We start from the raw sequence: 12,058 nt of genomic DNA on the forward strand, positions 1-12,058 counted from the left end.
CGCTCACAGACGAAAGCGCATGTCTCCTTCCCTTCGCTTCCTCGCGCCAGCCGCGGCGCTTCTTGCGCTCGCCTCCTGCACGAGCGAGAGCCGCCTGCCGAAAGAGCCGGAGCAGCCGAGCTTCTATCGCTCGCTCGCCGCGCCGAATGCGCGCGTCGACGTGGAGGCGGCGCGGGACATGATCTCGCTCTATCGCAGCAACAACGGGCTCTCGGCGCTGGCGCTGGACCCCGCGCTGCAAGAGGCCGCGCAGGCGCAGGCGAGCGCCATGGCCTCCGCCAATTCGCTGAGCCATGAGGTGCGCGGAACGCTGGACATGCGCCTCACCGCGCGCGGAATGCGCAGCGTCAGCGCCTCGGAGAATGTCTCGGCCGGCTATCACACGCTCGCCGAGGCGTTCTCGGGATGGCGGCAGTCGCCGCCGCACAATAAGAATTTGCTGATGAAGAAAGCGACGCGCATGGGCATTGCGACCGCCTATGCGCCCAATGCGAAATACAAGGTCTATTGGGCTTTGATCCTCGCCGACTGACGGATCACGCCCGGCGCTTGCGCTTGCGGCCGCCGCTCGTCGCCGTGCCGCCGCCGCCCGGCGTTTTCGTCGCCGCCTCATCCGGCCGCACATAGCGCACGCCGAGAAAGAAAAGAATTTGCGCCTCGCCGACGGCGGGCGGCGCTTGCGGCGCCGGCCGCGCCTTCGAGGAGAAGGCTATGAGCTCGCCCATTTCATCGCCCCCCGCAATGAACCGGCCCCCGCAATGAACCGCGCAAATCGCGCGTTCGGTCGATAGGGCGATTAGGGGCCGCCGAGGGTTAATGTTGCGTCAATGTCCACGCGCTAAATTCGCCGTTCGTGTATTAAGTTTGCGATTGGTGCGTATATGCCACGAGGCGAAAGCGAAAATCGGAAGGCCGAGGCGGCTCTGTTCCGCGAGATCGTCGACCAGTTCGTCGCGCGTCCGCTGCATCCGGCGGCCGATATCGACCAGTTCGAGACGCTCGTCGGAGGCTTCATCGATGTGCTCGACGCCGATGTGGTCGCCGAGCGGGCTTTGGAATTGTGCCGCCACCCGGACACGCCGCGCGGAATCGTCGCGCGGCTCTTGGACAAGGGCGGACGCGTCTCCCGCATCGCCATAGAATATGCGCCGGTGATTCACGCCGGCCTCGTGCGCGCGCTGGCCGAGCATGGCTCGGCCGAGCTCGCCGTCGCCATCGCCCGCCGCTCCTCGCTGGAACGCAAGATCATCGCCGGCCTCGCCTCGCGCGGCGAGAGCGAGGTGCTCTGCGCCCTCGCCGCCAATCGGCGCCTGCATCTCGATCAGGCGGCGCGGCGCTCGCTGCTGCAGGCGGCGCGCGACAATCTGCGGCTCGCCCGCATATTGCTGGACCGCGCCGATCTCGCGCTCGACCCGGAAGCGCTGTTCCTCGCCGCCGATTCCGGCGAGCGCTCGCGCATATTGCTGGAGGCGGCGACGCAGGCTCTCGTCTCGAATGGGCCGGAATATGTCGCGCGCCCGGCGCCGGCGCTGGCCGAGGAGATCGACGCCTGCGCCGTCGCCCGCGATTTCGAGGGGCTGGCCGAGGCGCTGGCGGAAGCGCTCGATTGCCGCAAGTCGCGCGCGCGCGCCATTCTCATGGACAAAAGCGGGGAGGCGCTGGCGCTCGCCCTGCTCGCCCTCGGCGTCTGCGAGGACACGGCGATCCGCATTTTCCTCGGCGCCGAGCGCGCCGCGCCGGATGTGGAGCGCATCCGCTCGCTCGTCGCGCTGATGCGATCGACGCCGCCGCGCGCCGCGCAGAGGCTCGTCGCCGCCATGACCGGCTCGCTGCGCCAGGAGAAGGAACGCGCCGCCGCCGCCTCCGCACGCCCCGGCGTCTTGGAGCAGAAGCGCAGGCGCAAGCAGAGGAAAGACGCCGTCAAAGCGCAGGCGTGACAGCGCCGCGATGCGAGCCTGAAGGCTCGCGGTCCAAAGCCGCCCCTGGACCGCGAGCCTTTGAGGCTCGCTCTGGTCACGCCCCTAAGGCCTCATCATGCCGCAGCGGCAATTCGCCCTTTATTGACGCTCGTCAATGACGCGCGGCGACGCGCCCTTTACGCGATCACTCGTTCGATCGCGGCGCGCCTCGGTCGGACCAATCATTCGATGGAGGAAAAGGCATGTCGCTCATCACCTGGTCGTCCGAGCAATTCGCCACCAACGTCTCCAAGCATGACATAGAGCATCAGGAAATTTTCCGTCTGCTGAATGTTCTCGGCGATTCCGTCGCGAGCGGCGACCGCGACGCCGTCGGCCGCGATCTCGACGCGCTCATCGCCTATGTGGCCGAGCATTTCGCCTCGGAGGAGGCGAATTTCGAAGCCTATGGCTATCCCGCCTATCCCGGCCACAAGGCCGAGCACGACAAGCTCGTCGCCACCGCGCTCGATCTGCAGAAGAAGTTCCACGCCGGCGAGGCGGAAGTGACCGCCGACACGGCGGCCTTTCTCGTCGGCTGGCTGACCGACCATATTCCGAAAATCGACAAGCTCTACGGCTCCTTCCTCAATGAGAAGGGCGTGGCCTGAGTCTCCGCTCTCGCAATGATCCTCCCCCTCGCGCCGAGGAGCCCGCGCAGCGGGCGTCTCGAAGCGCGAGGGGGAGGAAATCGCCGGTTGCCGGCCCGGTTTCGGGAATCCGCCTCGCTATGTCATAAGACCCGCGCAATTCACCGATAAGCGCGCGGACATGATACGCCTCGAGAACATTAGCAAGCAGAACGGCCAGCAGCTCCTCTTCATCGAAACGTCGGCGGCGCTGCTTCCCGGCGAGAAGGTCGGCCTCGTCGGCCCCAATGGCGCCGGCAAGACGACGCTCTTCCGCATGATCGCGGGCCAGGAACGGCCGGATGAAGGTCAGGTGTCGATCGATCGCGGCGTCACCATCGGCTATTTCAACCAGGATGTCGGCGAGATGGCCGGCCGCAGCGCCGTCGCCGAGGTGATGGACGGCGCCGGCCCGGTGAGCGCCGTCGCCGCCGAGCTCGCCGAGCTGGAGGCCGCCATGGCCGACCCCGAGCAGCTCGAGAATTTCGACGCGATCCTCGAGCGCTATGGCGAGGCGCAGGCGCGTTTCGAGGAGCTGGACGGCTATGCGCTGGACGGCCGCGCGCGCGAGGTTCTCGCCGGCCTCGGCTTTTCCCAGGAGATGATGGACGGCGACGTCGGCGCGCTCTCCGGCGGCTGGAAGATGCGCGTCGCGCTGGCGCGCATTCTGCTGATGCGCCCGGACGCCATGCTGCTCGACGAGCCGAGCAACCATCTCGACATCGAAAGCCTGATCTGGCTCGAAGGATTTTTGAAAGGCTATCCCGGCGCGCTGCTGATGACCTCGCATGATCGCGAGTTCATGAATCGCATCGTCGGCAAGATCATCGAGATCGACGGCGGCTCGCTCAACTCCTATTCCGGCGATTATGAATTCTACGAGCGCCAGCGCGCGCAGAATGAATTGCAGCAGCAGGCGCAATTCGAGCGGCAGCAGGCCATGCTCGCCAAGGAGATCAAATTCATCGAGCGCTTCAAGGCGCGCGCCTCGCACGCCGCGCAGGTGCAGAGCCGCGTGAAGAAGCTCGACAAGATCGAGCGCGTCGAGCCGCCGCGCCGGCGCCAATCGGTGACCTTCGAATTCGCCCCCGCGCCGCGCTCCGGCGAGGAGGTGGCGACGCTCGCGCGCGTCTCCAAGCGCTATGGCTCGCGCAGCATTTACGAGGGGTTGGATTTTCAGGTGCGGCGCAAGGAGCGCTGGTGCGTGATGGGCGTCAATGGCGCCGGCAAATCCACGCTGCTGAAGCTCATCGCCGGCGCGACGCAGCCGGACGAAGGCGCGGCGGCGCTCGGCGCCAATGTGAAGATGGGCTATTTCGCGCAGCACGCCATGGAGCTGCTGAACGGCGAGCGCAGCATCTTCGAATCTCTCGAGGACGCGTTTCCGCAAGCCGGGCAAGGCGCGCTGCGCACGCTCGCCGGCTGCTTCGGCTTTTCCGGCGACGATGTGGAGAAGAAATGCCGCGTGCTCTCCGGCGGCGAGAAGGCGCGGCTGGTGATGGCGAAAATGCTCTTTGATCCGCCGAATTTCCTGGTGCTGGACGAGCCGACCAACCATCTCGATCTCGGCACCAAGGAGATGCTGGTCGAGGCGCTCGCGGCCTATGAGGGCGCCATGCTGTTCGTCTCGCACGACCGGCGCTTTCTGGCGGCCCTCTCCAATCGCGTGCTGGAGGTGACGCCGGAAGGCGTGCAGCAGTTCGGCGGCGGCTATACGGAATATGTCGCGCGCACCGGGCGCGAGGCGCCGGGCGTGCATGGGTGAGCGAAGCCGCGCTCACCGCGAAAGATGCTGGTCGAAAAAGGCCTTCATCTTGGCGACGGCGAGACGCGATTCCGGCGCGTTCGGAATCTGCCCCTGGAACACATGCGGCATTCCTTCATAGACGTCGAGCTTGGCGGTCCCGCCCGCCGCCTCGATCGCCTGATAGAGCCGCACCGAATCGCTGAGCAGAATTTCGCGCGTGCCCGCCTGAATCAGAGCCGGCGGAAAGCCTTTCTCGAAATCGCCATAGACCGGCGACACATGAGGATGCGTCCAATCCTTCGCATCCGCATAGGCGAGCATGGCGTTTTTGATCTGGCGCTCATAGGACATGATGGGATCGGCGTCGCGCAGCGTGACGCGGGTGTCGGCGGCGTTGCGGAAATCGGCCAGCAGCGACCAGGTCGCCACAGCGGCCGGCAGGCCGAGGCCTTCGTCGCGCATTTTCAGCGTCGTCGCGACGGCGAGATTGCCGCCGGCGGAGTCGCCGAAAATGGCGATGCGTCGCATTTGCGCGCCGCCGGCGAGCAGGCGCTTGACGACGGCGACCACGTCTCCGGTGATCTGCGGCCATTTCGCCGACGGCGCGAGGCGATAATCGACGACGACGATGCGACGGCGAAAGACGCGCGCGAGCTTGGCCATTCCCTCGAGCGCGCCGCGCGCGTCGAAATACACGAAGGCGCCGCCATGGAGATAGACGACGACCGATCCGTCATCGACGAGCCCGTTCGGAGCAATGTCGAAATAGGAGGCGCCGTCCGTCTCGATCCGCGAGACGGACACTCCTTGCGTCCGCACCGCGGCGAGGTCGACTGCGCGCGCCGCCGCCGCGGCGGCCTGCAGCCGCGCCCAGCCGTCGTGATCGGCGGGCTCCGGCAGAGTGGGAATGATGGCGTGATCGCCGCCGATTTTCGCCAGCAGCCGCTTGCCGTCGGTCGATAATGTTTCGGGAACATAAGCATAAGCGGAGGCGCTGGCCGGATCGGCGCCCGAGGTCGGCCGCAGCAGCGCGATCAGCAGCAAGCCCGCCGCTGTGCAATGCGCGAGCGATTCCTTCACCCTCTCACCCCGATCGGAAGACGGGCGACGCCACGCCTCGAGCGGACCAGAATGAGCGAAACGATTTTCTAATTCTTTGCTCGATCGCGACGACTGTTTCTATCCGATGGCCCGCCGGCGCCGACGGGGAGGCGCCCGCTCTCCCTGCGAGGAAACGCGCGGCGAGACGCCCTCGCCGCACGCAGAATTGCGGAAAGATCACTTGCGCCGCAGCACTTCCGTCTCGAAGCTCTCGCGGATCGTCTCTTCCTTCAGCTTGCGGCCGATGAAGACGAGGCGCGCGCTGCGCTTCTCGTCGGGGCGCCAGTCGCGCTGCAGATCGCCGTCCAGGATCATATGCACGCCCTGGAAGACGAAGCGCTTCGGCTCGTTGGTGAAGGCGACGATGCCCTTGCAGCGCAGAATATCCGCGCCCTCGCGCTGAACGAACTCGTTGAGCCATGGCACGAAGACATTGGGATCGAGCTCGCCCTCGTGGAGGATGGAGACCGAGCCCATCTCCTCATCGTGATAATGCTTCAGGCCATGGCCGTGATCGTCGTGATGCGCGTGCTCGTGATGTTCGTGCTCGTGATGATGATCGTGGCCGCAATCCGGCCCGCACTCGTGGTCATGCTCATGCTCATGCTCATGGTGATGATGGCCGTGATCATGATCGTGATGATCGTGATCCTCGGCCTCGAGGAAGCGCGGCTCTATCTCCAATATGCGATCGAGATCGAAAGCATTGCGCTCCAGCACCGCCGCAATCGGAACACCGGCCTTCACCGCATGATGCAGAGTCGCATAAGGATTGATGGCGCGAATACGGCCCTCCACCTCGGCGAGCTCCTCGCGCGTCACGAGATCGGTCTTGTTCAGCACGATGACGTCGGCGAAGGCGATCTGATTCTTGGCCTCCGGCGCATCGGCCAAGCGCTGCACCAGAAATTTGGCGTCGGCGAGCGTCACCACAGCGTCGAGCCGTGCCGCCTCCTTCACATCCTGATCAACGAAGAAAGTCTGCGCGACCGGCGCGGGATCGGCGACGCCGGTGGTCTCGACGATGATCGCGTCGAACTTGCCGCGGCGCTTCAGCAGACCTTCGATGATGCGGATGAGATCGCCGCGCACGGTGCAGCAGATGCAGCCATTGTTCATCTCGAAGATTTCTTCGTCGGCGCCGACGACGAGGTCATTGTCTATGCCGATCTCGCCGAACTCATTGACGATGACGGCGTAGCGCCGCCCGTGCTGCTCGGTGAGGATGCGGTTGAGAAGAGTCGTCTTGCCGGCGCCGAGATAGCCGGTGAGGACGGTGACGGGAATCTTGTCGGTCAAGGGGCTGCTCCTATTGCGCGCCTTTGCGGAGCTGATCGCGCTTCTTCATGAGCTCCTGCATGTTCATTTGTCCGCCCTGCAGCCCCGGCATGACGATGTCGCCCGGCTTTTGGCCCGGCTTGCACGGACCGAGCCACTTCGCCTCGAGCACCATATCGGCGGAAGCGAGATTATGGATCGGCGGCGTATAAGTGATGTGGAGCTCGCCGCGATAGGCGGAGTCGAAGCTCCCGGTGAAAACGCCTTCCGTCTTCGTCACCGACTTGTCGAGCTTGCAGATCGAGCTGACGCGATATTTGTCGCCGTCGCGGGTGAAGCTCAGCTTCTCGCATTTCGGCCCGTTTTCACCGATGTTCTGGCGCATTATATCATCGGTCTTCTCGTCGATGCACATTTCCACCCCGCCGCTCGGCGATGGCGCGCCATCCATGACATGCTCCATGCGCCAAAGGCCGGGCTTGCGGCGCGGCATCTCATCCGCGACGGCCGCAAGGACAGGGAGACAGAACACGCAAAAAGCTGCGCCGAGAGACAAGTGAAATCGCATAGGACAGGGCTCCGGGGCGCGGGATCGCCAACGCGCCTGCGAGCAGTATAGACCGAAATCCGGCCGAAAGTCGTCGGCCGACCGCGAGCTTCAGGGCGCGAGCGCCGAGGTCAGCTGCTTCACATTGAAGCGCATCAGCCGGAGATAGCTCGGCGCCGGGCCGTCCGGCGGGGAGAGCGCGTCGGAATAGAGCGTGCCGCCGACCTTGGCTCCCGTCTCCGCGGCGATGCGCTGGGCGAAGCGCGGATCGACGATATTCTCGAGGAACACGGCCGCGACCTTATGCGCTTTCACCGCATCGACGATGCGGGCGAGGTCGCGCGCGCTCGCCTCGGCGTCAGTGGAAACGCCCTGCGGCGCGATGAACTCCACGCCATAGCGCGCCGCGAAATAGCCGAAAGCGTCATGGGTGGAGACGACGCGGCGGCGCGCGTGCGGAATAGCGTCGATCGCCGCGACGATCTCGGCGTCGAGCCCGCCGAGCGCATGAAGATACTCCGCCGCATTGGCCCTATAGCGCTGGGCGCCGTCTGGATCGGCGTCGATCAGCGCGTCCCTTATGTTGGCGACATAGATTTTGACATTGGCGACGTCCTGCCAGGCGTGCGGGTCGACGCCCTCCCCGTCCTTGCGCGGCGTGACGGCGCGGCTCGCGGCGACGATGCGCGCCTTGGTCCTGGAGGCGGCGACGAGTCGATCGATCCAGCCCTCGAAGCCGAGACCATTGACGAAAACGAGCTTGGCCGCGGCGAGACGGCGGCCGTCCTGCGGGCTCGGCTGATAGACATGGGCGTCGCCGTTCGGCCCGACGATGGTCGCGACCTCTATGCGGTCGCCGCCGACGATGCGGACGAGATCGCCGAGAATGGAAAAGCTGGCGACGACCAGCAGCTTCGGCGGCGGAGGCGGCGCCGGCTGGGCGCGCAACGGCGCGGCGAGGAGCGCGAGCGTCGCCAGCGCGGCGCGGCGTGACAGAAGGCGAAAATCCGAGGACGTCGCGCGCGATGATTTCATGCGTCACCCCTCCAAATGTCGCTTGGGCCTCCGCAAGCGAATCAGGCCGCCAGTCCTGCCGAAAACCAGAGAGAGGAAATAGGCGCCGCCCGCCATGAGGATGATCACGGGTCCGGCGGCGAGGCCCGTGCGGAAGGACAGGACGAGGCCGAAATAGGAAGAGGCCGCGCCGATCGCCGCCGCCAGCGGCAGCGCCCTTGTGAGGTCCTGCGTCCACAGCCGCGCGGAGGCGGCCGGCAGCATGATGATTCCGACCGCCATCAGCGTGCCGAGCGCATGGAAGCCGGCCACCAGATTGAGCACCACCAGCGCCAGAAAGGCGAAGGGAATCCATTCGCCCAGCGGGCTGACGCGGCGGGCGAAGAGCGGATCGAAAGTGTCCAGCGCCAGCGCGCGATAGGCGAGCGCGAGCGCCGACAGAGTAAAGCTCGCTATGGCGGCGAGGAAGATCAGCGTGGCGTCGTCGAGCGCCAGCACGGAGCCGAACAGCACATGCAGCAGATCGACATTCGAGCCCTTGAGCGAGACGAGCGCGACGCCGAGCGCCAGCGAGACGAGATAGAAAGCCGCGAGCGAGGCGTCCTCGCGCAGGGCCGTCCAGCGCGCCGCCGCGCTCGACGCCACGGCGACGGCGAGGCCGGCGAGCAGGCCGCCGAAGGTCATGGCGGGCAGCGACAGGCCGCAGGCGAGATAGCCGAGCGCCGCGCCCGGCAGAATGGCGTGCGAGAGCGCGTCGCCGGCGAGCGACATGCGGCGCAGAATCAGAAAGACGCCGAGCGGGCAGCCGGAGATCGACAAAGCGATAGCGCCGACCAGCGCGCGACGCATGAATTCATAATCGACGAAAGGCGCGATGAAGAGCTCATGCAGCATGGGGAGCCTCGTCGCGCCGGCAGTCCTCGGCGTCGCGATCGAAGGCCTCGACCATGCGGCTCGCCTGCGCGAGATGCGCCTCGGACAGCGCCTCTCGCGTCGCGCCCCAGAAGATCGGCTCGCGCGCCAGCAGCAGCGCCTGCGGAAAGGCGCGGCGGGCGAGGTCGTGCTCGTGCAGAACCGCGACGACCGTGCGGCCCTCCTCCCGCCAGCGGGCGATGATCTTCACCAGATCGTCGATGGTCCGGGCGTCTATGGCGCCGAAAGGCTCGTCGAGCAGAATGACCGGGCAATCCTCCACCAGCAGCCGCGCGAATAATACGCGCTGCATCTGGCCGCCGGAGAGCGTGCCGATCGCGCGCTCCTCGAAACCCTCGAGCCCGACCGCGGCGAGCGCCGCCGCTATGCGCGTGCGCTCTCCGGCGCCGACGCGGCCGAAAAGCCCGATGCGGCGCATCGCGCCCATGGAGACGAAATCCAGCACATCGATCGGAAAGGCGTGATCGATCTCCGCCGATTGCGGCAGATAGGCGATATCGCGCAGCGCGAGGCCGTCATAGACGATACGGCCGCCGAGCGGCGGCAGCAGGCCGGCGAGCGCCTTGAGCAGAGTGGATTTGCCGGCGCCGTTCGGCCCGCAGACGGCGAGACCGGCGCTGGCCTCCACGACGCCGGAAAGATGATGAACGGCCGGGCGGCGCTCATAGCCGAGCGTCACATTCTCCAGCCGGATCGCGCCAGCGCTCATCGATCGCGCCTTCAGCTCAGCGCCCAATAGACGGCGGCCCAGAGCAGCGCCAGCACCGCGACGGCGCCGAGAAGCCGCTCGCCCGCCGAAAGGCGCAGCAGGGAGACGCGATCGTCGGCGCGCTCGCCATGCGCGTGAGCGGCGAGCGCGTCCTTTTGAAAAATAGCCGATTGCTGTCGGTTCATTTCCGAATGTTATATTATAACAGCAGCAGCCGGCAAGCGCGGAATGCCGTCAGCTCGCCCGGCCGGGCACCAGAATGACGCGGAAGTCGTTCACATTGGTGCGCGTGGGGCCGGTGACGAGGAGATCGCCGAGCTTCTCGAAGGCGGTATAGGCGTCGTTATTGGCGAAGAGCGCCTTGAGATCGACGCCATGCGCCGCCGCCCGCGCGAAGGAATCGGCGGTCATTATGGCGCCGGCGTTGTCCTCGCTGCCGTCGATTCCGTCGGTGTCGCAGGCGATGGCGGAGATTCCGCCGAAGCCCTCGAGCGCCAGCGTCAGCGCCAGCAGGAACTCGGCGTCGCGGCCGCCCTTGCCATTGCCGCGCACGGTGACAGTGGTCTCGCCGCCGGAGATGATGGCGACGGGCGGCGCGATCGGCTGCGCATGGCGCGCGATCTGCCGGGCGACGCCGGCGTGGACCAGAGCGACGTCACGCGATTCGCCCTCGAGATCGCCGAGGATGAGCGGCGTGAAGCCGGCCTTGCTCGCCACTGCGGCGGCGGCGTCCAGCGAGCCTTGAGGCGTCGCGATGAGAATATTCTCGACGCGATCGAAAATATCGTCGCCGGGCTTGGGCGTCTCGCAGGCGTCGGTCGACAGATAGGCGAGAACCGCGGCGGGCGCGTCGATCTTATATTTGGCGATGACGGCGAGCGCGTCCTCGCGCGTCGTCGGGTCCGGCACTGTGGGGCCGGAGGCGATGACGGAGAGATCGTCATTCGGCACGTCGGAGATCATCAGCGCGACGACCTTGGCCGGCGCGGCGGCGCGGGCGAGGCGTCCGCCCTTGATCGCCGAGAGATGCTTGCGGACGCAATTCATCTCGGAAATGGTCGCGCCGCTCTTCAGCAGCGCCTTGTTGACGGCCTGCTTTTCTTCCAGCGTCACGCCATCGGCCGGCAGCGCCATCAGCGCCGAGCCGCCGCCGGAAATCAGCGCGAGCACGAGATCGTCCTCGGTGAGGCCCTGCACCTTCGCGAGGATGCGGCCCGCGGCGGCGCGGCCGGCGGCGTCCGGCACCGGATGCGAGGCCTCGATCACCTCTATCTTGGAGGTGGGAGCGCCATGCTCGTAACGGGTGACGACGAGGCCCTCGATCGGATGCGGCCAATGCGCTTCGACCGCAGCGGCCATGGAGGCCGCCGCCTTGCCCGCGCCGACGACGATGGTGCGGCCCTTTGGCGGCGCGATCTTCTCGAGGAAGGCCGGCAGGCAGACGGACGGATGCGCCGCGCCGACAGCGGCGTCGAACATGGCGCGGAGAAGACCACGATAATCGTCAGACATTCCTAAGCCTCGGTGTTCTCCCTTCTCCCACTCGTGGGAGAAGGTGGCCCGACGAAGTCGGGTCGGATGAGGGTCCTCGCCGCTTCGCGATCGTTCTATCCGCCTCGCGAAGAGTTTCCAACGGAATCCGGGTCGCGGCGCCGGCCCTCATCCGACCCTCGCTGACGCGAGGGCCACCTTCTCCCGCCCTGCGGGAGAAGGAAGAGCGCGCTACGACCATCGTGTTCTCCCTTCTCCCGCTTGTGGGAGAAGGTGGCCCGGCGGAGCCGGGTCGGATGAGGGGCCGCGACGATTTGCGATCGCTTCCCGAATCCGCTCCAGCGGAATATTGCCGCCACCGATGACGAGGTCATTGTCGAGGCGGAGCACTTGGTAGCCATTGTCACGCAGCCATTGGTCGCGAATCGCGTCATGGCGGCGTTGGTCTTCTTGTTCATGCGGTCGGCCGTCCAGCTCGACGATCAGCCTATGTTCGATGCAGAGAAAATCTGCGACATAATTCCCTATCGGGACTTGCCGCCGGAATTTCAGACCGTCGAGTCCAGAATTGCGTAACGAACGCCAGAGGATTTCCTCGGCGTTCGTCATCTCGCGCCGCAAGCGTCGAGCGAAGGCAGTTTTGGACTTCGA

At 66.2% G+C, this 12,058-nt stretch carries 14 protein-coding genes; 4 read left to right on the forward strand and 10 right to left on the reverse strand.

Annotation, left to right across the window (positions count from 1 at the left end; translation table 11 throughout):
- Nucleotides 1-19 precede the first annotated feature (19 nt).
- Nucleotides 20-532 (forward strand): CAP domain-containing protein, encoded by a 513-nt coding sequence (locus ACT53T_RS00605; protein WP_476159462.1) that lies wholly within the window; start codon nt 20-22, stop codon nt 530-532.
- 4 nt (nt 533-536) lie between these two features.
- On the opposite strand, the gene ACT53T_RS00610 is transcribed toward ACT53T_RS00605, so the two are convergent.
- Nucleotides 537-725, reverse strand: a complete 189-nt coding sequence (locus ACT53T_RS00610; protein ID WP_476159463.1) for a hypothetical protein — start codon at nt 723-725, stop codon at nt 537-539.
- Nucleotides 726-881: 156 nt separating this feature from the next.
- Here ACT53T_RS00610 and ACT53T_RS00615 point away from each other — a divergent pair, with 156 nt between their 5' ends.
- The 3 genes from ACT53T_RS00615 (at nt 882) to ACT53T_RS00625 (ending at nt 4,352) form a co-directional block, all read left to right on the forward strand.
- Nucleotides 882-1,937, forward strand: a complete 1,056-nt coding sequence (locus ACT53T_RS00615; RefSeq protein WP_400765310.1) for a hypothetical protein — start codon at nt 882-884, stop codon at nt 1,935-1,937.
- Between the two features lie 224 nt (nt 1,938-2,161).
- Complete coding sequence (locus ACT53T_RS00620) at nt 2,162-2,569, forward strand: bacteriohemerythrin (RefSeq protein ID WP_036293338.1); 408 nt, start codon at nt 2,162-2,164, stop codon at nt 2,567-2,569.
- Nucleotides 2,570-2,729: 160 nt separating this feature from the next.
- Nucleotides 2,730-4,352, forward strand: a complete 1,623-nt coding sequence (locus ACT53T_RS00625; protein WP_476159465.1) for an ABC-F family ATP-binding cassette domain-containing protein — start codon at nt 2,730-2,732, stop codon at nt 4,350-4,352.
- Between the two features lie 12 nt (nt 4,353-4,364).
- On the opposite strand, the gene ACT53T_RS00630 is transcribed toward ACT53T_RS00625, so the two are convergent.
- The 9 genes from ACT53T_RS00630 to ACT53T_RS00670 form a co-directional block, all read right to left on the reverse strand.
- Nucleotides 4,365-5,414, reverse strand: a complete 1,050-nt coding sequence (locus ACT53T_RS00630) for an alpha/beta hydrolase fold domain-containing protein (protein ID WP_476159466.1) — start codon at nt 5,412-5,414, stop codon at nt 4,365-4,367.
- Between the two features lie 198 nt (nt 5,415-5,612).
- Nucleotides 5,613-6,734, reverse strand: coding sequence for a CobW family GTP-binding protein (locus ACT53T_RS00635; RefSeq protein ID WP_476159467.1), 1,122 nt, complete (start codon nt 6,732-6,734; stop codon nt 5,613-5,615).
- Nucleotides 6,735-6,744: 10 nt separating this feature from the next.
- On the reverse strand, nt 6,745-7,281 hold the full coding sequence (locus tag ACT53T_RS00640; protein ID WP_476159469.1) for a DUF3617 domain-containing protein: 537 nt from the start codon (nt 7,279-7,281) through the stop codon (nt 6,745-6,747).
- A 90-nt stretch (nt 7,282-7,371) separates the two neighbouring features.
- Nucleotides 7,372-8,295, reverse strand: coding sequence for a metal ABC transporter substrate-binding protein (locus ACT53T_RS00645; RefSeq protein WP_476159471.1), 924 nt, complete (start codon nt 8,293-8,295; stop codon nt 7,372-7,374).
- A 3-nt stretch (nt 8,296-8,298) separates the two neighbouring features.
- Nucleotides 8,299-9,168: a metal ABC transporter permease gene (locus ACT53T_RS00650; RefSeq protein WP_018267469.1), complete on the reverse strand. Its 870-nt coding sequence runs from the start codon at nt 9,166-9,168 to the stop codon at nt 8,299-8,301.
- The gene (locus ACT53T_RS00655; protein WP_476159472.1) at nt 9,158-9,916 is read right to left on the reverse strand and encodes a metal ABC transporter ATP-binding protein; all 759 of its coding nucleotides are present in this window, start codon (nt 9,914-9,916) and stop codon (nt 9,158-9,160) included. Before ACT53T_RS00655 ends, ACT53T_RS00650 begins: the two co-directional genes overlap by 11 nt.
- A gap of 11 nt (nt 9,917-9,927) precedes the next feature.
- Nucleotides 9,928-10,101 carry a hypothetical protein gene (locus ACT53T_RS00660; RefSeq protein ID WP_018267467.1) on the reverse strand — a complete coding sequence of 58 codons (174 nt, stop codon included), beginning with the start codon at nt 10,099-10,101 and terminating at the stop codon, nt 9,928-9,930.
- A gap of 49 nt (nt 10,102-10,150) precedes the next feature.
- On the reverse strand, nt 10,151-11,428 hold the full coding sequence (locus tag ACT53T_RS00665; RefSeq protein ID WP_476159473.1) for a glycerate kinase type-2 family protein: 1,278 nt from the start codon (nt 11,426-11,428) through the stop codon (nt 10,151-10,153).
- Between the two features lie 210 nt (nt 11,429-11,638).
- Nucleotides 11,639-12,016, reverse strand: a complete 378-nt coding sequence (locus ACT53T_RS00670; RefSeq protein WP_476159474.1) for an endonuclease domain-containing protein — start codon at nt 12,014-12,016, stop codon at nt 11,639-11,641.
- Between the last annotated feature and the right edge of the window lie 42 nt (nt 12,017-12,058).

This window comes from Methylosinus sp. DMC45, from assembly GCF_056313885.1.

Excerpts from the sequence above, each read along its gene's own strand:
- ACT53T_RS00610 (WP_476159463.1), bottom strand. The coding sequence starts at position 725 with ATGGGCGAGCTCATAGCCTTCTCCTCGAAGGCGCGGCCGGCGCCGCAA.
- ACT53T_RS00650 (WP_018267469.1), bottom strand. The coding sequence starts at position 9,168 with ATGCTGCATGAGCTCTTCATCGCGCCTTTCGTCGATTATGAATTCATG.
- ACT53T_RS00640 (WP_476159469.1), bottom strand. The coding sequence starts at position 7,281 with ATGCGATTTCACTTGTCTCTCGGCGCAGCTTTTTGCGTGTTCTGTCTC.
- ACT53T_RS00670 (WP_476159474.1), bottom strand. The coding sequence starts at position 12,016 with ATGACGAACGCCGAGGAAATCCTCTGGCGTTCGTTACGCAATTCTGGA.
- ACT53T_RS00660 (WP_018267467.1), bottom strand. The coding sequence starts at position 10,101 with ATGAACCGACAGCAATCGGCTATTTTTCAAAAGGACGCGCTCGCCGCT.
- ACT53T_RS00665 (WP_476159473.1), bottom strand. The coding sequence starts at position 11,428 with ATGTCTGACGATTATCGTGGTCTTCTCCGCGCCATGTTCGACGCCGCT.
- ACT53T_RS00605 (WP_476159462.1), top strand. The coding sequence starts at position 20 with ATGTCTCCTTCCCTTCGCTTCCTCGCGCCAGCCGCGGCGCTTCTTGCG.
- ACT53T_RS00615 (WP_400765310.1), top strand. The coding sequence starts at position 882 with ATGCCACGAGGCGAAAGCGAAAATCGGAAGGCCGAGGCGGCTCTGTTC.
- ACT53T_RS00645 (WP_476159471.1), bottom strand. The coding sequence starts at position 8,295 with ATGAAATCATCGCGCGCGACGTCCTCGGATTTTCGCCTTCTGTCACGC.
- ACT53T_RS00655 (WP_476159472.1), bottom strand. The coding sequence starts at position 9,916 with ATGAGCGCTGGCGCGATCCGGCTGGAGAATGTGACGCTCGGCTATGAG.
- ACT53T_RS00620 (WP_036293338.1), top strand. The coding sequence starts at position 2,162 with ATGTCGCTCATCACCTGGTCGTCCGAGCAATTCGCCACCAACGTCTCC.
- ACT53T_RS00625 (WP_476159465.1), top strand. The coding sequence starts at position 2,730 with ATGATACGCCTCGAGAACATTAGCAAGCAGAACGGCCAGCAGCTCCTC.